Below are 17,784 nucleotides of genomic sequence, written 5' to 3'. Positions count from 1 at the left end.
TATCAGGCCGATGAAACGTTAGCTCTCGATAATCACCGTGGCGCAGGCGTAGTGACGCTCATCGGCCAGCGTCACATGCATATGTGCGACGCCGAGTTTTTCCGCCAGTTTTAACGCCTCCCCCCATAACCGCAGACGCGGCTTACCGAGTTCATCGTTAAAGACCTCAAACTGATTAAACGCCAGACCGTTGCGAATACCGGTACCAAAGGCTTTTGCTGCCGCCTCTTTGACCGCAAAACGCTTCGCCAGAAAGCGCACCGGTTGCTGATGCGTCTCCCAGATTGCCCATTCGTTGTCGCTGAGCACGCGTCTTGCCAGACGGTCGCCGGAACGGGAGATCACCGCTTCGATGCGGGCAATCTCCACAATATCCGTACCTAATCCCAGAATCGCCATTAGCCACGCGCTTCCAGCATCAGGCGCTTCATTTCGACTACTGCATCTTTCAGACCGCTCATCACCGCGCGGCCGATAATGGCATGGCCAATGTTCAACTCGTGCATTTCCGGGATCCGCGCGATGGCTTTAACGTTGTGGTACGTCAGGCCGTGCCCCGCATTCACCTTCAGACCAAGGCTGGCGGCAAAGGTCGCCGCTTTGGCGATACGCGCCAGTTCGCTGGCCTGTTCAGCGTCGGTTTTCGCATCGGCGTAACAGCCGGTGTGAATTTCGATGTAAGGCGCGCCGACTTCAGCAGCGGCCTTAATCTGTTCGTCATCAGCATCGATAAACAGCGAAACCAGAATGCCTGCGTCCGCCAGGCGTTTGCAGGCATCGCGCATCTTGTCACGCTGACCCGCGACGTCCAGGCCACCTTCAGTCGTCACTTCCTGACGTTTTTCCGGCACCAGGCAGCAAAAATGCGGCTTAGTCTCAACGGCAATCGCCAGCATCTCTTCGGTTACCGCCATTTCCAGATTCATACGCGTATCCAGCGTCTGGCGCAAAATGCGCACGTCGCGATCGGTAATATGGCGACGGTCTTCACGCAGGTGCACGGTAATGCCGTCTGCGCCCGCCTGCTCAACGATAAACGCCGCCTGAACCGGGTCAGGGTATGCGGTGCCGCGTGCATTACGTAAAGTGGCAATGTGGTCAATGTTGACGCCTAACAGTAATTCGGCCATGGCAATCCATCCTCGTTAATCATTTTTTGTTTTTACTGCGCGTTTTGGCATAAATTGCCGGAACAGTTCCCGGCTTTTTAACGGCTTACCACCAAGATACGGCTTTAACGCCATGCGGGTAAAGCGTTTCGCGGCGCGAAGCGTATCAGCATCCGGAAATTCCCGCGATTCGAGTGCTTTCAGATGGCGTCCGGTAAAGGTGGCGTTATCAATCACTACGCTTGCGATAAACCCTTTTTCTTCCCGGTAACGATAGGTCATGGTGTCGTCCACCGGCTCGCCACTACCCGCACAGTGGGTAAAATCGACGCCGTACCCCAGATGTCCAAGTAAGGCCAGCTCAAAGCGACGCAGCGCAGGCTCTGGCGAACCCGTCGCGCCAGCCAGCGCCTGAATACAGTTCAGGTAGTCGAAAAAGAGTTCAGAAAAGCGGGTCTCATACTCAAGTACACGAGAGATAAGCTCGTTGATATACAAGCCGCTGTACAGTGTGATACCGCTAAGGGGGAGAGCCAGAGAAACGGCTTCGGCACTGCGTAAGGTTTTGACCTCACCACGTCCACCAAAGCGAAGCAACAACGGAGTAAAAGGCTGGAGCGCGCCTTTGAGATTAGAACGTTTGGAGCGCGCGCCTTTAGCCACCAGGCGCACACGACCCGATTCTTCCGTGAAGACGTCCAGCACGAGACTGGTTTCGCTCCACGGGCGGCTATGCAGGACAAAAGCGCGTTGCCATCCTTCCATCATACCCGCCGTCTTTCAAGCTGCAGGTGTGTTGGCTGCGCCCACTCACCCCAGTCACTCACTTGAGTAAGCTCCCGAGGATCTGCGGTCTTGCCGCCTTCCTGCACCTCGAAAGCCATAACCTATGAAAAATTAGACGTCGTCGCCGTAACCGAGGCTACGCAGCGCGCGCTCGTCATCGGCCCAGCCGGATTTCACTTTCACCCACAGCTCAAGGTGAACGGGCGCTTCGAACATCTCCTGCATGTCTTTACGCGCTTCGATGCCGATGGTTTTAATTTTGGCCCCTTTGTTGCCAATAACCATCTTCTTCTGCCCTTCACGTTCAACGAGGATCAGACCGTTAATATCGTAACCACCGCGTTCGTTAGAGATAAAACGTTCAATCTCCACGGTAACGGAGTACGGCAGTTCAGCCCCCAGAAAACGCATCAGCTTTTCACGGATGATTTCAGAAGCCATAAAGCGCTGAGAACGGTCGGTGATGTAATCTTCCGGGAAGTGATGAATGGCTTCCGGCAGGTGCTTACGCACGATGCCCGCAACGGTATCAACATTCAGGCCGGTTTCGGCAGAAATCGGGACAATATCAAGGAAGTTCATCTGGCTTGCCAGGAACTGCAGGTGCGGCAGTAAATCGGCTTTTTCCTGAACGTTGTCAACTTTGTTCACAGCCAGAATAACCGGGGCTTTACCGTCGCGCAGCTTGTTGAGCACCATTTCGTCGTCCGGCGTCCAGCGGGTGCCTTCCACAACGAAAATAACCAGTTCAACATCACCAATCGAGCTGCTCGCCGCTTTGTTCATCAGGCGGTTGATCGCCCGTTTTTCTTCCATATGCAGGCCCGGGGTATCAACATAAATCGCCTGATACGCACCTTCGGTATGGATGCCAACAATACGGTGACGTGTTGTCTGAGCCTTACGTGAGGTTATGGAAATCTTCTGCCCAAGCAGATTATTCAACAGGGTGGATTTGCCGACGTTCGGGCGACCGACGATGGCAATAAATCCGCAGTAAGTTTTCTCTTCGCTCATTCCAGCTCCAGTTTTTTCAACGCCTGTTCGGCGGCAGCCTGCTCAGCCTTACGACGGCTCGAACCTGTGCCAACCACCGGTTCACTCAGGCCGCTGACCTGGCAGTGGATAGTAAATTCTTGATCGTGTGCTTCACCACGAACCTGCACCACCAGATAGGACGGCAGCGGCAGGTGGCGACCCTGCAAATATTCCTGCAGGCGCGTTTTCGGATCTTTTTGTTTATCGCCTGGGCTAATTTCATCCAGACGAGTCTGATACCAGTTCAGGATCAGTTGTTCAACAGTTTGAATATCGCTGTCGAGGAAGACGCCGCCGATCAAAGCTTCAACGGTATCTGCCAGGATCGATTCACGACGGAAACCGCCGCTTTTCAGCTCGCCTGGCCCCAAACGTAAACATTCACCGAGGTCAAACTCACGGGCTAATTCAGCCAGCGTATTGCCGCGAACCAGCGTCGCGCGCATGCGACTCATATCACCTTCATCCACACGCGGAAAACGGTGATACAGCGCATTAGCGATAACAAAGCTCAGAATAGAGTCGCCTAAAAATTCTAAACGCTCGTTATGTTTGCTGCTGGCGCTACGGTGAGTTAATGCCTGCTGCAACAGCTCCTGATGATTAAAAGTGTAGCCCAGCTTCCGTTGAAGCCGATTAATTACGATGGGGTTCATGCGATACCAATAAATGAATGCGTCAACAATTCAGCACACGAAACAGACCTGATATACGCATTTCGCTTAGCCATCCCGCTTCGGCTGAATGCATTTATACACAAACCAACGCTGTTTCGTGTGCCGTGGCAACCTGTCGGTGCCAACCTCAAACTTCGGGGGAATATTCTATACACAACGACAAGGGATGTCGTTAGTCTGCGGGAATTTATCCGAGAAATAATTCACGCTGTCGCCATAATGACGACAACGTGAACGATTATCAGCGATTAGTGAATGCCACCAATACGGCTTAAGCGCACACCGGTCGGCCATTCGCCTTCTTGCTTATCGAAACTCATCCAGATAGCGGTTGCTTTACCAACCAGATTCGCTTCCGGCACAAATCCCCAGTAACGGCTGTCCGCACTGTTGTCACGGTTATCACCCATCATGAAGTAGTGTCCCGGCGGGACGATCCAGGTTGCCAACTGCTGGCCTGGCTGGCGGTAATACATCCCCACCTGATCCTGCGCGATTGGCACGGTCAGAATGCGGTGCCTTACCTCACCCAGCGTTTCTTTACGCTCGGAGAGGCGAATACCGTTATCTTTCGTTTCATTCAGCGGAACCTCAAAGAAGCCGCTGGTCGCTTCACCGCCGTTACGACGCGCAAATGTCTGCACAAAATCACTTGGCTGAACATCAGAGTACGTTACCGGCAGCGCGTTTTCACACGCCTGACCGGAACTGCATCCTGGCTGAATAGTTACCTCTTTCGCCACCGGATCGTACGTCACTTTGTCTCCCGGTAAACCGACAGCACGTTTGATGTAGTCCAGACGCGGATCTTCCGGGTATTTAAACACCACGATATCACCGCGTTTCGGATGGCCGGTTTCGATCAGCGTTTTCTGGTAAATCGGATCTTTAATCCCGTAGGCGAATTTCTCCACCAGGATAAAGTCACCGATAAGCAGTGTCGGCATCATCGAACCAGACGGGATCTGGAACGGCTCATAAATAAATGAACGCACCACCAGCACAATAGCTAAAACCGGGAAAACGGATGCCCCGGTTTCCAGCCAGCCTGGCTTAGGGGCCACTTTTTTCAGCGTTGCTTTATCCAGTGAATCACCTGCAGCAGCTTGCGCTGCTGCCTGACGCTCCCGGCGTTTAGGCGCGAAGATGAATTTATCTACGCACCATAAAATGCCCGTCACCAGTGTGGCAATCACCAGAATCAGGGCAAACATGTTCGCCATGCCAACTCCTTAAGATTATTTGCTGTCTTTACCGACATGCAGAATGGCGAGGAAGGCTTCCTGTGGCAGTTCGACGTTACCGATCTGCTTCATGCGCTTTTTACCCTCTTTCTGTTTTTGCAGCAGCTTTTTCTTACGGCTGATATCGCCACCGTAGCATTTCGCCAGAACGTTTTTACGCAGCTGCTTAACCGTTGAACGCGCGATGATGTGCGTACCAATGGCCGCCTGGATCGCGATATCAAACTGCTGGCGAGGGATCAGATCTTTCATCTTCTCGACCAGTTCACGACCACGGCTCTGGGAGTTGTCGCGGTGGGTAATCAGCGCCAGCGCATCGACACGTTCGTTGTTGATGAGAACATCAACGCGCACCATGTCAGACGCCTGGAAACGTTTGAAGTTATAGTCCAGCGACGCATAGCCGCGAGAAGTTGACTTCAGACGGTCGAAGAAGTCGAGTACCACTTCCGCCATCGGAATTTCATAGGTCAGCGCCACCTGGTTACCGTGGTAAACCATGTTGGTCTGTACGCCGCGCTTCTCGATACACAGCGTGATGACGTTACCGAGGTAAGCCTGCGGCAGCAGCATATGACACTCAGCAATCGGCTCACGCAGTTCGTAAATGTTGTTCAACGGCGGCAGCTTGGACGGGCTATCGACGTAGATCGTCTCTTTCGCCGTGGTTTCGACTTCGTAGACTACGGTCGGCGCGGTAGTGATCAGATCCAGATCGTATTCACGTTCCAGACGTTCCTGAATGATCTCCATGTGCAGCAGACCGAGGAAGCCACAGCGGAAGCCGAAGCCCAGCGCGGTTGAGCTTTCCGGTTCATAGAACAGGGAGGCGTCGTTGAGGCTCAGCTTGCCGAGCGCGTCACGGAAGTTTTCGTAGTCGTCAGAGCTCACCGGGAACAGACCGGCGTAAACCTGTGGCTTCACTTTTTTAAAGCCTGGCAGCGGCTTGTCCGCCGGGTTACGCGCCTGCGTCAGGGTATCGCCAACCGGTGCGCCCAGGATGTCTTTAATCGCACAAACCAACCAACCCACCTCGCCGCATTTCAGCTCGGTACGGTCAACCTGTTTTGGCGTGAAGATGCCCAGACGGTCAGCGTTATAGACCTGACCGGTGCTCATCACTTTAATTTTGTCGCCTTTACGCATGGTGCCGTTTTTAATACGCACCAGTGACACGACGCCCAGGTAGTTATCGAACCAGGAGTCGATGATTAGCGCCTGTAACGGACCTTCCGGGTCGCCTTCCGGCGGCGGAATGTCGCGCACCAGACGTTCAAGAACGTCAGTGACGCCAACGCCGGTTTTCGCCGAGCAGCGAACGGCATCCGTCGCATCGATACCGACGATATCTTCGATCTCTTCCGCCACACGCTCAGGATCGGCGGCTGGCAGGTCAATTTTGTTCAGTACCGGCACCACTTCCAGATCCATTTCCATGGCGGTATAGCAGTTAGCCAGGGTCTGTGCTTCGACGCCCTGCCCGGCATCAACCACCAGCAGAGCGCCTTCACAGGCGGCAAGCGAGCGGGAAACTTCATACGAGAAGTCAACGTGGCCCGGGGTGTCGATAAAGTTAAGCTGATAGGTTTCACCATCAGATGCTTTGAAATCGAGCGTCACGCTCTGCGCTTTGATAGTAATACCGCGCTCACGCTCAAGATCCATCGAGTCGAGAACCTGCGCTTCCATTTCACGGTCAGACAGGCCACCGCAGATCTGGATAATACGGTCAGACAGCGTCGATTTACCGTGGTCGATGTGAGCTATGATTGAAAAGTTACGTATGTTCTTCATATAGTGTAATTATTGTGCCTTACGCCCGCCTGAGCAGGCTCTGAGAAGTCGCTGATCTGAGCTTAACGTCTGTTTAAGTGAAACGCCGCATTCTACACTACAACGCTGAGGCGAGGAAATGTTCATAGAGCAAGGATAGCGGGAACTGGAAACAACTTTGCAAAGTCGGTGAAACTTTTGCCGGATGGCGACACAAGCGCCATCAGGCAAAGCTATCACTGTTGGGTTTCGACGCGAATGAGATCGGGTGGGAGAGCAACGTTCAGAATGACCGGCTGCCAGGCTTCGCGCTCAGCAAGCTTACGAGAGTATCCACGGGCAATCAGGAATCCGCCCACGCCCCCCAGCACGGCTCCGCTTAATGCCGCAAGGTCGGAACCAAACAGCACCTGGAATAGCGCCGCGAAGAGAAAGAGCCCCGCCAACGGAGACATGTAGACCAACATCGCTGAACCCAGCAGGCTACCCTCGGCAATACCCAGTTCAACTTTTTGACCGGGCGCTAAGGGTTCGTCGCTGGGCACCACGATGGTATGCGTGGTCTGCGGCCCAAGTTTGTTCAGCACGCGGCTCCCGCATCCGGCCCGGGAAGCACAGCTGCTACATGATGCTTTAACATCACAGCTGACCGTCGCCAGACCATTTTGCCAGGAGACGACTGTCGCCCACTCTTTAATCATTGTGCAGCCCTGAACTTAATATTTTCCGCGATACGCTTCGCCGTTTGCGGTGGAAGCTCGCCCACAATCGTAATTTCTGCGTTATCACGCACGCTGGTGCTAACCGTTCTACGCCCGGTTCGCAACAGCTGATCGGCGCTGTTTTGCATCGCACGGTTTACGTTCACGGAGAAACTGAACAGGCCATCAGAATATAGGCGCGATTCGATCGGCATGTTATCCATCGTCGGCAGCGGACGTCGACTGCTGGAAACTTCGCTGAAGCCTTGCGGCAACCACGACGGACTCCAGTTGAAGTTGGTTTTTTCGCCCGCAGGAACTGACAGCAACGGCGGTAGATTGGCTTTCGCCAGCGTCTGCATGCTATCGCTAACGCCGTTGTTTACGGTAAACGCGATAACACGGAACTGTTCCAGCGTCTCACCATCACGGTCGAGAAGATCGACGCGCATCGGCAGCTTAGTCTCCGTGTCCATCCAGACGATATAGCTGTAACGCGTACCGTCACGGGCGACTACGCGGATCACTTCACAGAGCCGATCGGCAATGCGGGTGCGACCTACTGAGATAAAGTCATAGTAGGGAGCAAGACGTTTGAAGTCGGTGTAAATCAGAGAGGGCAGAGAGTCAACGATATAGTCGCCGTTCAGCGTGAACGGTTCGAGACCAGGCTCAAAATAGCTGATTTCATTGCCACGCTGCACCACTTCCCGGCGCGGTCCATCCATTTGCAACAGTTGCGCTAGCGGACGGTTATCCAGGCGGGCATGGCGATAACGTAGGGATTCAACACCCTGCTTATTGATGCTGACAAATGACAGCTCATAGGTTAGCGACTGACTGGCCAGATTCATCTGCTGCAACAACGCCCCGGACGCAGGATTGGCCGAGGCGTTTACAGAGAAAAACAGGCTACCAGCCACAAGTGACATGGCAAACCAAAGTTGCTTCATTACTGCGATTGCGTTCCTAAAGTTTGAATTCCTGGCACCTGCACAGCGGCTTGCTGTGTTTGGGCCTGCTCAAACTGAAGCTGTTCAGAGTGCAGTCGACGTTGCAGTTCGTAGTCCTGCAACATGGCATTAATACGACGACGCTGCTCCTGTACCTGCTGTTGCTGACCGCCGCTGGCCGTCGCGTCAGAGGGTACACCCAAGCTTACCGGACTGGCTTTACCCATCATCGGTAATGTATTAAATACCGGCGTTTCGGGCTGCTGGGACGTTTCAGATTGCCCATTATAGTGCTGGACGCCAACAATAACTGCAAGTGATACACACGCGGCCACACCCATTTGGGTAAGCTGCGCGGCCCACGGACGCATTTTCTTCCAGAATGGCATTTTCTGCCACTGGTGCGGTGCTGGCTGGGCCTCAGGAATCAATGGCACCGTCTGACGTACTGGCTCATCCTGGATGGCAGCCATTACGCGGGCGGAAATATCGAAATGGAGAACGTCGGCGGTATCACCTCGCATAGAATCGCGAATCAGGTGATAACTCTCCCAGGTTTTTTGCATTTCCGGGTCCTGAGTCAGCTCTTTGAGTAACTCAGTATCCAGCGTTTCGCCATCCATTAAAGCGGAAAGTTTTTCTTTCTGCATGCCTAATACCTTTTCCAGTATCCCGCTATCGTCAACGCCTGATAAGCGGTTGAACTTTATTATCAATAGCTTCCCTCGCTCGGAAGATACGTGAACGCACCGTACCCACCGGACAATCCATGATAGCGGCTATCTCTTCATAGCTCAGGCCATCCAGCTCCCGCAAGGTTATTGCCATGCGTAAATCTTCCGGGAGGGACTCAATAGTTCGGAAAACTATCTGTCTCAGTTCTTCTGACAACATTAAGTTCTCAGGGTTCGAAATTTCTTTCAGCGCACCGCCACTTTCGTAATTTTCTGCTTCAATCGCATCAATATCACTGGAAGGTGGACGACGCCCCTGAGCGACCAGGTAATTCTTCGCTGTATTGACTGCAATACGATACAGCCAGGTATAAAAAGCACTATCTCCCCGGAACGAGTCCAGCGCACGATAGGCCTTGATAAATGCTTCTTGTACTACATCGGGTACATCGCCCGACGGTACATAGCGAGAAACCAGACTCGCCACCTTATGCTGATAGCGCACTACCAGTAGGTTAAAGGCTTTCTGATCTCCCTTCTGGACCCGTTCTACCAGGACCTGGTCCGTTAACTGCTCGCTCATCCGAGGTAAAGTCTCCCCAAACCAAATTTCCACGCGCCTTCGAAACGCCACTCCATCAGCTTCACTATGAGCAAGCAAATGCTTAGAGTGCTCAAGTTTCGTAAAGTTCCGTTACGCATTGTTTTTTGTTTGTCATGTTGTAGACAGGTCTTATCTCTCATTATAAGTCTACATAATCCGATCGACGCACTATCTGTTTAGAAATGCCCATTTCACCGCTTGCAGAGTAACCCAACGGCCACTTTATTTCATCACATAATCTGGTGCTAACGGCCTGCTTCACAAAATATTTTTGCTCATTTCGTCCTCGTCATGCTTTTTTTTCATGTTTAGTCACCGCAACACATTTAAAAATAAAACGTGCAGTATCGCGCAATGTGGTGCTATGGTGACCAAACAATGTTTAGTAAATTAAACAAAAATCATGAATACGACTCCTGAATTATCCTGTGACGTGCTGATCATTGGCAGCGGGGCTGCCGGACTCTCACTGGCGCTGCGCCTGGCCGAAAAACATCAGGTTATTGTCCTGAGCAAAGGTCCGGTCAGCGAAGGCTCGACATTTTATGCCCAGGGCGGTATTGCCGCGGTGTTTGATGAAACCGACAGCATCGACTCCCACGTTGAAGATACTCTGATTGCCGGGGCCGGCCTGTGCGATCGCCATGCGGTTGAATTTGTCGCCAGCAATGCCCGCACCTGCGTTCAGTGGCTTATCGATCAGGGCGTCTTATTTGATACGCAGGTTCAGCCCAACGGTGAGGAGAGCTATCACCTGACCCGTGAAGGTGGTCATAGCCATCGACGCATTCTGCACTCTGCGGATGCCACCGGTAAAGAAGTCGAAACCACCCTCGTCAGCCAGGCACAAAATCACCCCAACATACGGGTTCTTGAGCGCAGTAATGCCGTCGATCTGATTGTCTCCGATAAAATCGGTCTGCCGGGAACGCGTCGGGTTGTCGGAGCCTGGATCTGGAACCGTAATAAAGAAGCCGTAGAAACCTGCCATGCCAAGTCAGTAGTGTTGGCCACCGGCGGCGCGTCAAAGGTGTACCAATACACCACCAATCCAGATATTTCCTCGGGTGACGGGATTGCGATGGCCTGGCGCGCGGGATGCCGTGTCGCCAACCTGGAATTTAACCAGTTTCACCCGACGGCGCTGTATCACCCGCAGGCGCGCAACTTTCTGCTAACCGAGGCGCTGCGTGGCGAAGGCGCACATCTGAAGCGCCCGGACGGCTCGCGCTTTATGCCCGATTTTGACGAGCGTGGCGAACTGGCTCCCCGCGATATTGTTGCCCGCGCCATCGACCACGAAATGAAGCGCCTGGGCGCTGACTGCATGTTTCTCGACATCAGCCATAAACCGGAAGAATTTGTTCGTCAGCATTTCCCGATGATTTATGAAAAATTGCTGGGACTGGGCATCGATTTGACCAAAGAGCCGGTTCCCATCGTTCCTGCCGCGCACTATACCTGCGGCGGCGTGATGGTGGATGACTTTGGCCGTACGGATGTCGACGGGCTGTATGCGATCGGCGAAGTGAGTTACACCGGCCTGCATGGAGCCAACCGGATGGCGTCAAACTCATTACTGGAGTGCCTGGTTTACGGCTGGTCCGCGGCTGAAGATATCGACAGGCGAATGCCTTATGCTCGCAGCGTCAGCACCCTCCCGGATTGGGATGAAAGCCGGGTAGAAAACCCGGATGAACTGGTTGTGATTCAGCATAACTGGCATGAGCTGCGGCTATTTATGTGGGATTACGTCGGTATCGTGCGCACAACTAAACGTCTGGAGCGCGCCCTGCGCCGTATCACCATGTTGCAACAGGAAATCGACGAGTATTACGCTCATTTCCGCGTGTCGAACAACTTGCTGGAACTGCGCAATCTGGTGCAGGTTGCTGAGCTGATTGTCCGCTGCGCGATGATGCGTAAAGAGAGTCGGGGCCTGCACTATACGCTGGATTATCCAGAACAGCTTCCAGAGGCGGGCCCGTCCATTCTCTCGCCGCTAAGTCATCACATGAACAGATAAAACGCCTGGGTCAGCGCCGTGTAACCTTCAGAGTAACGTTGGTCTGGCCCACGGATCACCAGCCTGTCACTAAAGCACTCCCCGGCCTGCGGGGAGAATGCCAGCAGTACCCGATTCGGTAGTCGGGCCTCGGTTTCTGCTACATCCGTGCGCAATCGCAGATGCCAGCCCATGCCCAGTGCCTGCTGGGAAAATGCGTTACCAATCTGTTCGGGCAGCACCACACAGAAAAAACCTTCTTCCGTAATGCTGTCTGCCGCCAGCGTCAGCAATACTTGATGATCGAGCGTGGTGGTGTAGCGAGCCTGCTCGCGCTGCGGCGTGGCACATTCCACTCCCTGTTCATAATAGGGAGGGTTGCTGATGATCAAATCAAAGCGCACGGTCTGGCGCGGTACCCACTGCTGCACATCTTCCGTATGAACGTTCACGCGATGCATCCACGGGGATTGCGCGATGTTCTCCTGCGCCTGCTGCGCGGCATCAACATCAAGCTCCACAGCGTCAATGATGACGTTTTCATCTGTGCGCTGGGCCAGCATCAGCGCCAACAGGCCGCTCCCGGTACCAATATCCAGGATCCGCTTTACGCCAGCAACAGGGGCCCAGGCCCCCAATAAAATGCCGTCCGTTCCGACTTTCATTGCACAACGATCGTGTGCCACAAAAAACTGCTTAAAAGTAAATCCATTACGTCTAAGTACGGATGTAGACTGGGGCATGAAGAACAACCTTCCTGGAAAAAAAACGATAACATAGGATAAAAACAATACCTGAGAAGGTATATCCATACAAACAGATGAAGATTGCAGCCGTAACGTCTATAATCAGCGCCCCACTCAGAGGTAGAACATGACTGTAACGACTTTTTCCGAACTTGAACTCGATGAAAGCCTTCTGGATGCCCTCCAGGAAAAAGGTTTCACTCGCCCGACCGCCATTCAGGCTGCCGCCATTCCGCCTGCGCTCGATGGCCGTGATGTACTCGGTTCTGCGCCGACAGGCACCGGTAAAACGGCGGCATATTTGCTGCCAGCGTTGCAGCACCTGCTCGACTTCCCGCGCAAGAAATCTGGCCCGCCGCGCATTTTGATTTTGACACCGACGCGCGAACTGGCGATGCAGGTTGCCGAACACGCCCGTGAATTGGCGAAGAATACGCATCTGGATATCGCCACGATTACCGGCGGCGTGGCTTACATGAACCACATGGAAGTCTTTAGCGAAAACCAGGACATCGTGGTCGCCACTACCGGTCGTCTGCTGCAGTACATTAAAGAAGAAAACTTCGACTGCCATGCGGTTGAGACACTAATCCTCGATGAAGCAGACCGCATGCTGGACATGGGCTTTGCCCAGGACATCGAGCATATCGCTGGAGAAACCCGCTGGCGTAAGCAAACTATGCTGTTCTCCGCCACGCTGGAAGGCGATGCGATCAAAGATTTTGCTGAGCGTCTGCTGGAGGATCCGGTCGAAGTTTCGGCGGATCCGTCTACCCGCGAACGCAAGAAGATTCATCAGTTTTACTACCGTGCCGATGACATCGAGCACAAAACTGCCCTGCTGATCCATTTGTTAAAACAGCCGGAAGCGACCCGCTCGATTGTCTTCGTACGTAAACGCGAGCGTGTGCACGAGCTGGCAGGCTGGCTGCGCCAGGCGGGCATTAATAACTGCTATCTCGAAGGCGAGATGGTGCAGAACAAACGTAATGAAGCGATCAAACGCCTGACCGATGGTCGTGTGAACGTGCTGGTAGCAACCGACGTTGCCGCTCGTGGGATCGATATTCCTGACGTCAGCCACGTGTTTAACTTCGACATGCCGCGCAGTGGCGATGCCTATCTGCACCGCATTGGCCGTACCGGTCGTGCAGGCCGTAAAGGTACTGCAATCTCTTTGGTTGAAGCCCACGACCATCTGCTGCTCGGCAAAGCGAGCCGCTATATTGACGAGCCACTGAAAGCACGCGTCATCGATGAACTGCGTCCAACCACGCGCGCGCCAAGTGAGAAATCTAACGGTAAGCCATCCAAGAAAGTGCTGGCGAAGCGCGCCGAGCAAAAAGCGAAAGAGAAAGAGAAACCGCGGGTGAAAAAACGTCACCGCGACGCCAAAAATATCGGCAAACGCCGTAAGCCGAGCGGAGCTGCTACCCAGCAGTCCGACAAAGAGTAAACCGAATGCCGGGCCGTTTAGCCCGGCATTTTTTGTGCACAAAAAAGCGGAAGATACGTTGGCATCTTCCGCTTTCAGATTCTCTGCCAGACGGGGTTATTCCCCGTGAGCCTTACAGGCTCTCAGTAAAGGTACGAGCAATAACGTCGCGCTGCTGTTCTGGCGTCAGAGAGTTGAAACGCACGGCATAACCAGAAACACGGATGGTCAACTGCGGATATTTTTCCGGATGCTTAACTGCATCTTCCAGAGTTTCGCGGCGCAGAACGTTCACGTTCAGGTGCTGACCACCTTCCACACGGACTTCCGGCTGTACGTCTACCGGTACTTCACGGTATTCGATTTCACCCAGTTTGCTGACAGCAACGACTTCATCAGCATTGAAACCTGCTTTCGCAACGATGCAGCGTGCTTCGCCTTTTTCGCTGTCCAGCAGCCAGAAAGAGTTCAGCAGGTCGTCATTTGCAGCTTTAGTAATCTGGATACCTGTAATCATTTGATGCCTCCCCGGCAAAATTATTTGATCTCGGTTGGCCGTCATCCGGCCAATTGGTAAAACCATTGTTGCTTGAGTGTATATATACCCCTCACACACCCTTGAATCTTTGATTTAAATCAATAAAAACCACACATGAAAAGTGGTGATAGGTGGATTTTATTGTTTTACATCAACTTACGCCACATGCGCAGCTAAACTTTTTACATAAATTTTCAACTATCTTTAAGGGGTAGCCCCTTGAGAAACGTACAGAATTTTGCGACGTCGAAAGAAGCAGTTAAGCTAGGGGGATTGAAAATTCGCAGGAGAGCGAGATGGCCACCGAATTAACCTGGCACGATGTGCTGGCAGAAGAGAAACAGCAGCCTTATTTTGTTAACACGCTGCATACTGTGGCGGGCGAGCGTCAGTCAGGTATGACAATTTATCCGCCACAAAAAGATGTATTCAACGCTTTTCGCTTTACCGAACTTGGCGACGTGAAAGTCGTCATCTTAGGGCAGGATCCATACCACGGTCCGGGCCAGGCACACGGTCTCGCGTTTTCTGTCCGCCCCGGTATTGCCACCCCGCCCTCGTTGCTGAACATGTACAAAGAGCTGGAAGCAACGATTCCTGGCTTCACACGCCCAACGCACGGATATCTGGAAAGCTGGGCACGCCAGGGTGTGCTGTTACTCAACACCGTGCTTACTGTCCGCGCCGGGCAGGCACATTCGCACGCCAGTCTGGGATGGGAAACATTTACCGATAAAGTCATCAGCCTGATTAACCAACATCGGGAAGGCGTGGTATTCCTGCTCTGGGGCTCACACGCACAAAAGAAAGGTGCGATTATTGATGCGCAGCGTCACCATGTATTGAAAGCGCCGCATCCATCACCGCTCTCTGCGCATCGCGGTTTCTTTGGCTGCAATCACTTTGTACTGGCTAATGAGTGGCTGGAACAACGAGGTGAAAAGCCGATTGACTGGACGCCGGTATTACCCGCAGAAAGCGAGTAAAAAAATGCCAGCGAATCGCTGGCATTTTTATTATCAGGCTTTGTTCTGACGCCACCACTCCGCGAGCAGCACGCCGGTCGCGACAGAAACGTTGAGCGTTTCTACGTTGCCCGTACCGTCTATCGCCACGCACAGGTCGTCGGCTGAGCATGCTGCTTCTGGCAGAGCCTCACGCTCACGCCCTAATACCAGCACCATTTTTTCCGGCAACGTGGTAGTAAACAGCGGCTTGCCTTTCACGCTTGAGGTCATCACTACCGTGTAACCCGCATTACGGAAGTCGTCCAGCACATCGACAATACTGTCACCGGTGATCGGCTGAACGTGCTCAGCTCCGCCTTCAGCGGTGCGGATAGCCGCACCTGATTCCAACAGCGCCGCATCCTGTACCACCACGCCTTTCACACCGAAGTGCGCGCAGCTACGCATCATGCCGCCCAGGTTGTGCGGGTTAGCAATGTCTTCCAGGGCCAGCACGCAATCCTGCGCCCCGGCCTGACCAACCCACTGCTTAACAGTGGTACCGTTACGTTTTTTGATCAGGAAACAGACGCCGCCATGGTGTTCAGTGCCGGAGGCTTTCGCCAGCTCGGCTTCGTCAACCACGTGGTAGGCTTTGCGGTTCGCCGCCATCCAGCGTAATGCTTCTTTAAAGCGCGGGGTTACGCTCTGAACAAACCAGGCGCGAACAATAGCGTCCGGACGACTCTGGAACAGAGCCTGACAGGCATTCTCACCGTAAACGCGGGTTTCTTCCGCGCGCTGACGACGTAATACTTCAGGATCGATAAAGCTTTTGCCGCTGATACCACCGTGATCGGCTTTGTCTGCTGCATCATCATTCGGTGCGCGGGACACGGTACGCCATGGTGAATCTTCACGTCCGCGGTCGCGTTCTACATCGCGGCCACGACCACGTTCACGACCACGTTCGCTGTTCGGACCCTTTCTGTCATCACGGGCAGGGCGACGACCGCCTTCGGCTCGGGAAGTACCGGGGCGACCGCCGCCTTTACCAGTACGTGGATTTTGGGTGCGTTTGTCCGAGTCATCGTCACTGCGGACGTACATCACTTTGACCTTGCCGTTTTTATTCTTCAGTTCGTCGCTCATGTTTTTCTCCACCTGCTCTGCGCGAAGCGCGAAGATTACCCGATGTGCACGTCGTTAGCCATTATTTCATTTAAAAGCTAAGGACTATTGTACTCATTGAATAAAACGCATTGTTGTTTAGAACAGACTCCCCGATAATATGTAACATAATAGAAACATACTGGCGTTACTGCCGTGAAGTCCACTCCACTCATCCAGAGGTTAGTTATGAATACCGTTTGTACCAGCTGCCAGGCTATCAACCGCATCCCCGACGATCGTGTCCAGGAAGCGGCTAAATGCGGACGCTGTGGTCACGACCTGTTTGATGGGGAGGTGATCAATGCGACCGGTGAAACACTGGATAAACTGTTAAAAGACGATCTCCCGGTGGTGGTTGATTTTTGGGCCCCCTGGTGTGGTCCATGCCGTAACTTCGCCCCGATTTTTGAAGATGTCGCGGAAGAGCGTAGCGGTAAAGTGCGTTTTGTTAAAGTGAATACAGAAGCCGAGCGAGAACTCAGCGCCCGTTTCGGTATCCGCAGCATCCCGACCATTATGATCTTCAGAAAAGGTGAAATCGTCGACATGCTTAATGGCGCCGTACCTAAAGCCCCGTTTGATAGCTGGCTTAACGAATCATTATAATCTCTACGGGGCGCATCTTGTGCCCCGTTTTCACCTCTGCGACAATAGCGTTTTTCAACGTGTTCTCCCATGACCGATAACGCTGTTCTTCAGTTACGCGCTGAGCGCCTCGCGCGCGCCACGCGCCCTTTCCTTGCCCGAGGTAATCGCATTCGCCGCTGTCAGCGCTGCCTGCTGCCGCTGAAGCTCTGCTTGTGCGCAACGCTGGTGCCGTCTGAGGCCAAAAGCCGCTTTTGTCTGGTGATGTTTGATACCGAGCCGATGAAGCCCAGCAACACGGGACGTTTGATTGCCGATATTTTGCCCGATACCACGGCGTTTCAGTGGTCACGCACCGAACCGCCGCAGGCGCTGCTCGAACTGGTGAAAAATCCGGATTACCAGCCGATGGTTGTATTCCCGGCATCCTATGCGGGCGAAGAGCGTGAAGTGATTTTCGCTCCACCAGCCGGTAAACCGCCGTTGTTTATCATGCTTGATGGTACCTGGCCTGAAGCGCGTAAAATGTTCCGCAAAAGCCCGTACCTTGATAACCTGCCGGTGATCTCCGTTGATTTATCGCGACTTTCCGCTTACCACCTGCGTGGCATTCACGCCGAAGGGCAATACTGTACTGCCGAAGTGGCCATCGCGTTGTTGGATCTGGCGGGCGATACGCAAGCCGCGGAGGGGTTGAGCGAACATTTCACTCGCTTTAAAACCCGCTACCTGGCAGGAAAAACTCAACATCAGGGAAGCGTCACAGCAGACTCGCCAGAAAGCGTTTAAAATCATT

General features: G+C 53.4%; 20 protein-coding genes. 5 read left to right on the top strand and 15 right to left on the bottom strand.

The window, feature by feature from the left end; translation table 11 throughout:
• Positions 1-18 precede the first annotated feature (18 nt).
• The 12 genes from acpS to rseD form a co-directional block, all read right to left on the bottom strand.
• Complete coding sequence (acpS, locus tag HV350_RS06645; RefSeq protein ID WP_003037588.1) at positions 19-399, bottom strand: holo-ACP synthase; 381 nt, start codon at positions 397-399, stop codon at positions 19-21.
• Positions 399-1,130: a pyridoxine 5'-phosphate synthase gene (gene pdxJ / locus HV350_RS06640; protein WP_016157172.1), complete on the bottom strand. Its 732-nt coding sequence runs from the start codon at positions 1,128-1,130 to the stop codon at positions 399-401. Before pdxJ ends, acpS begins: the two co-directional genes overlap by 1 nt.
• 15 nt (positions 1,131-1,145) lie before the next feature.
• On the bottom strand, positions 1,146-1,874 hold the full coding sequence (gene recO / locus HV350_RS06635; protein ID WP_016154047.1) for a DNA repair protein RecO: 729 nt from the start codon (positions 1,872-1,874) through the stop codon (positions 1,146-1,148).
• A gap of 132 nt (positions 1,875-2,006) precedes the next feature.
• Positions 2,007-2,912, bottom strand: a complete 906-nt coding sequence (gene era, locus HV350_RS06630; protein ID WP_003037581.1) for a GTPase Era — start codon at positions 2,910-2,912, stop codon at positions 2,007-2,009.
• Positions 2,909-3,589, bottom strand: coding sequence for a ribonuclease III (rnc, locus tag HV350_RS06625; RefSeq protein ID WP_003037579.1), 681 nt, complete (start codon positions 3,587-3,589; stop codon positions 2,909-2,911). Before rnc ends, era begins: the two co-directional genes overlap by 4 nt.
• Positions 3,590-3,858: 269 nt before the next feature.
• A complete protein-coding gene (gene lepB / locus HV350_RS06620) occupies positions 3,859-4,833 on the bottom strand; it encodes a signal peptidase I (RefSeq protein WP_181630066.1) in 975 nt (324 codons plus the stop codon).
• 15 nt (positions 4,834-4,848) lie between these two features.
• Positions 4,849-6,648, bottom strand: a complete 1,800-nt coding sequence (gene lepA, locus HV350_RS06615; RefSeq protein WP_003037577.1) for a translation elongation factor 4 — start codon at positions 6,646-6,648, stop codon at positions 4,849-4,851.
• 215 nt (positions 6,649-6,863) lie between these two features.
• The gene (gene rseC, locus HV350_RS06610) at positions 6,864-7,328 is read right to left on the bottom strand and encodes a SoxR-reducing system protein RseC (RefSeq protein WP_016157173.1); all 465 of its coding nucleotides are present in this window, start codon (positions 7,326-7,328) and stop codon (positions 6,864-6,866) included.
• Positions 7,325-8,281, bottom strand: coding sequence for a sigma-E factor regulatory protein RseB (gene rseB, locus HV350_RS06605; protein WP_181630064.1), 957 nt, complete (start codon positions 8,279-8,281; stop codon positions 7,325-7,327). The genes rseC and rseB overlap by 4 nt, the downstream gene beginning before the upstream one ends.
• Entirely contained in the window at positions 8,281-8,931 is a 651-nt protein-coding gene (gene rseA, locus HV350_RS06600) for an anti-sigma-E factor RseA (RefSeq protein WP_019077408.1), read from the bottom strand. Before rseA ends, rseB begins: the two co-directional genes overlap by 1 nt.
• 31 nt (positions 8,932-8,962) lie before the next feature.
• A complete protein-coding gene (gene rpoE / locus HV350_RS06595) occupies positions 8,963-9,538 on the bottom strand; it encodes an RNA polymerase sigma factor RpoE (RefSeq protein ID WP_003037573.1) in 576 nt (191 codons plus the stop codon).
• Complete coding sequence (rseD, locus tag HV350_RS06590; RefSeq protein WP_223306697.1) at positions 9,535-9,657, bottom strand: rpoE leader peptide RseD; 123 nt, start codon at positions 9,655-9,657, stop codon at positions 9,535-9,537. The genes rpoE and rseD overlap by 4 nt, the downstream gene beginning before the upstream one ends.
• Positions 9,658-9,962: 305 nt before the next feature.
• On the opposite strand from rseD, the gene nadB reads away from it, so the two are divergent.
• Entirely contained in the window at positions 9,963-11,585 is a 1,623-nt protein-coding gene (nadB, locus tag HV350_RS06585; protein WP_047358259.1) for an L-aspartate oxidase, read from the top strand.
• On the opposite strand, the gene trmN is transcribed toward nadB, so the two are convergent.
• Positions 11,570-12,307 (bottom strand): tRNA(1)(Val) (adenine(37)-N(6))-methyltransferase TrmN, encoded by a 738-nt coding sequence (gene trmN, locus HV350_RS06580; RefSeq protein WP_016154053.1) that lies wholly within the window; start codon positions 12,305-12,307, stop codon positions 11,570-11,572. The two genes, nadB and trmN, sit on opposite strands and share 16 nt — an antisense overlap.
• A gap of 130 nt (positions 12,308-12,437) precedes the next feature.
• Here trmN and srmB point away from each other — a divergent pair, with 130 nt between their 5' ends.
• Positions 12,438-13,766, top strand: coding sequence for an ATP-dependent RNA helicase SrmB (srmB, locus tag HV350_RS06575; RefSeq protein ID WP_016154054.1), 1,329 nt, complete (start codon positions 12,438-12,440; stop codon positions 13,764-13,766).
• Between the two features lie 112 nt (positions 13,767-13,878).
• Here srmB and grcA read toward each other — a convergent pair whose 3' ends face one another.
• Positions 13,879-14,262 (bottom strand): autonomous glycyl radical cofactor GrcA, encoded by a 384-nt coding sequence (gene grcA, locus HV350_RS06570; RefSeq protein WP_003037563.1) that lies wholly within the window; start codon positions 14,260-14,262, stop codon positions 13,879-13,881.
• A 317-nt stretch (positions 14,263-14,579) separates the two neighbouring features.
• Here grcA and ung point away from each other — a divergent pair, with 317 nt between their 5' ends.
• Positions 14,580-15,269 carry a uracil-DNA glycosylase gene (ung, locus tag HV350_RS06565; RefSeq protein WP_016154055.1) on the top strand — a complete coding sequence of 230 codons (690 nt, stop codon included), beginning with the start codon at positions 14,580-14,582 and terminating at the stop codon, positions 15,267-15,269.
• A gap of 33 nt (positions 15,270-15,302) precedes the next feature.
• Here the strand turns inward: ung and HV350_RS06560 are convergent, their stop codons facing one another.
• Complete coding sequence (locus HV350_RS06560) at positions 15,303-16,382, bottom strand: tRNA/rRNA methyltransferase (protein WP_046275240.1); 1,080 nt, start codon at positions 16,380-16,382, stop codon at positions 15,303-15,305.
• 207 nt (positions 16,383-16,589) lie between these two features.
• Here HV350_RS06560 and trxC point away from each other — a divergent pair, with 207 nt between their 5' ends.
• Positions 16,590-17,009, top strand: a complete 420-nt coding sequence (gene trxC, locus HV350_RS06555; RefSeq protein ID WP_003037559.1) for a thioredoxin TrxC — start codon at positions 16,590-16,592, stop codon at positions 17,007-17,009.
• Between the two features lie 69 nt (positions 17,010-17,078).
• Positions 17,079-17,777, top strand: coding sequence for a tRNA-uridine aminocarboxypropyltransferase (gene tapT, locus HV350_RS06550; RefSeq protein ID WP_016154057.1), 699 nt, complete (start codon positions 17,079-17,081; stop codon positions 17,775-17,777).
• The last annotated feature ends 7 nt before the right edge of the window (positions 17,778-17,784 follow it).

The sequence above is a fragment of the Citrobacter sp. RHBSTW-01013 genome (genome assembly GCF_013781985.1).
GTDB classification, from domain to species: Bacteria; Pseudomonadota; Gammaproteobacteria; order Enterobacterales; family Enterobacteriaceae; genus Citrobacter; species Citrobacter braakii.
The sequence above is the reverse complement of the archived record's forward strand: the minus strand, read 5'-3'. Positions and strand labels throughout refer to the sequence as shown.

Coding starts and splice junctions, on each gene's coding strand:
- lepB (WP_181630066.1), bottom strand. CDS start 4,833: ATGGCGAACATGTTTGCCCTGATTCTGGTGATTGCCACACTGGTGACG.
- rseB (WP_181630064.1), bottom strand. CDS start 8,281: ATGAAGCAACTTTGGTTTGCCATGTCACTTGTGGCTGGTAGCCTGTTT.
- recO (WP_016154047.1), bottom strand. CDS start 1,874: ATGGAAGGATGGCAACGCGCTTTTGTCCTGCATAGCCGCCCGTGGAGC.
- trmN (WP_016154053.1), bottom strand. CDS start 12,307: ATGCCCCAGTCTACATCCGTACTTAGACGTAATGGATTTACTTTTAAG.
- srmB (WP_016154054.1), top strand. CDS start 12,438: ATGACTGTAACGACTTTTTCCGAACTTGAACTCGATGAAAGCCTTCTG.
- lepA (WP_003037577.1), bottom strand. CDS start 6,648: ATGAAGAACATACGTAACTTTTCAATCATAGCTCACATCGACCACGGT.
- ung (WP_016154055.1), top strand. CDS start 14,580: ATGGCCACCGAATTAACCTGGCACGATGTGCTGGCAGAAGAGAAACAG.
- rnc (WP_003037579.1), bottom strand. CDS start 3,589: ATGAACCCCATCGTAATTAATCGGCTTCAACGGAAGCTGGGCTACACT.
- rseA (WP_019077408.1), bottom strand. CDS start 8,931: ATGCAGAAAGAAAAACTTTCCGCTTTAATGGATGGCGAAACGCTGGAT.
- trxC (WP_003037559.1), top strand. CDS start 16,590: ATGAATACCGTTTGTACCAGCTGCCAGGCTATCAACCGCATCCCCGAC.
- acpS (WP_003037588.1), bottom strand. CDS start 399: ATGGCGATTCTGGGATTAGGTACGGATATTGTGGAGATTGCCCGCATC.
- pdxJ (WP_016157172.1), bottom strand. CDS start 1,130: ATGGCCGAATTACTGTTAGGCGTCAACATTGACCACATTGCCACTTTA.
- rseC (WP_016157173.1), bottom strand. CDS start 7,328: ATGATTAAAGAGTGGGCGACAGTCGTCTCCTGGCAAAATGGTCTGGCG.
- rseD (WP_223306697.1), bottom strand. CDS start 9,657: ATGCGTAACGGAACTTTACGAAACTTGAGCACTCTAAGCATTTGCTTG.
- grcA (WP_003037563.1), bottom strand. CDS start 14,262: ATGATTACAGGTATCCAGATTACTAAAGCTGCAAATGACGACCTGCTG.
- tapT (WP_016154057.1), top strand. CDS start 17,079: ATGACCGATAACGCTGTTCTTCAGTTACGCGCTGAGCGCCTCGCGCGC.
- HV350_RS06560 (WP_046275240.1), bottom strand. CDS start 16,382: ATGAGCGACGAACTGAAGAATAAAAACGGCAAGGTCAAAGTGATGTAC.
- era (WP_003037581.1), bottom strand. CDS start 2,912: ATGAGCGAAGAGAAAACTTACTGCGGATTTATTGCCATCGTCGGTCGC.
- rpoE (WP_003037573.1), bottom strand. CDS start 9,538: ATGAGCGAGCAGTTAACGGACCAGGTCCTGGTAGAACGGGTCCAGAAG.
- nadB (WP_047358259.1), top strand. CDS start 9,963: ATGAATACGACTCCTGAATTATCCTGTGACGTGCTGATCATTGGCAGC.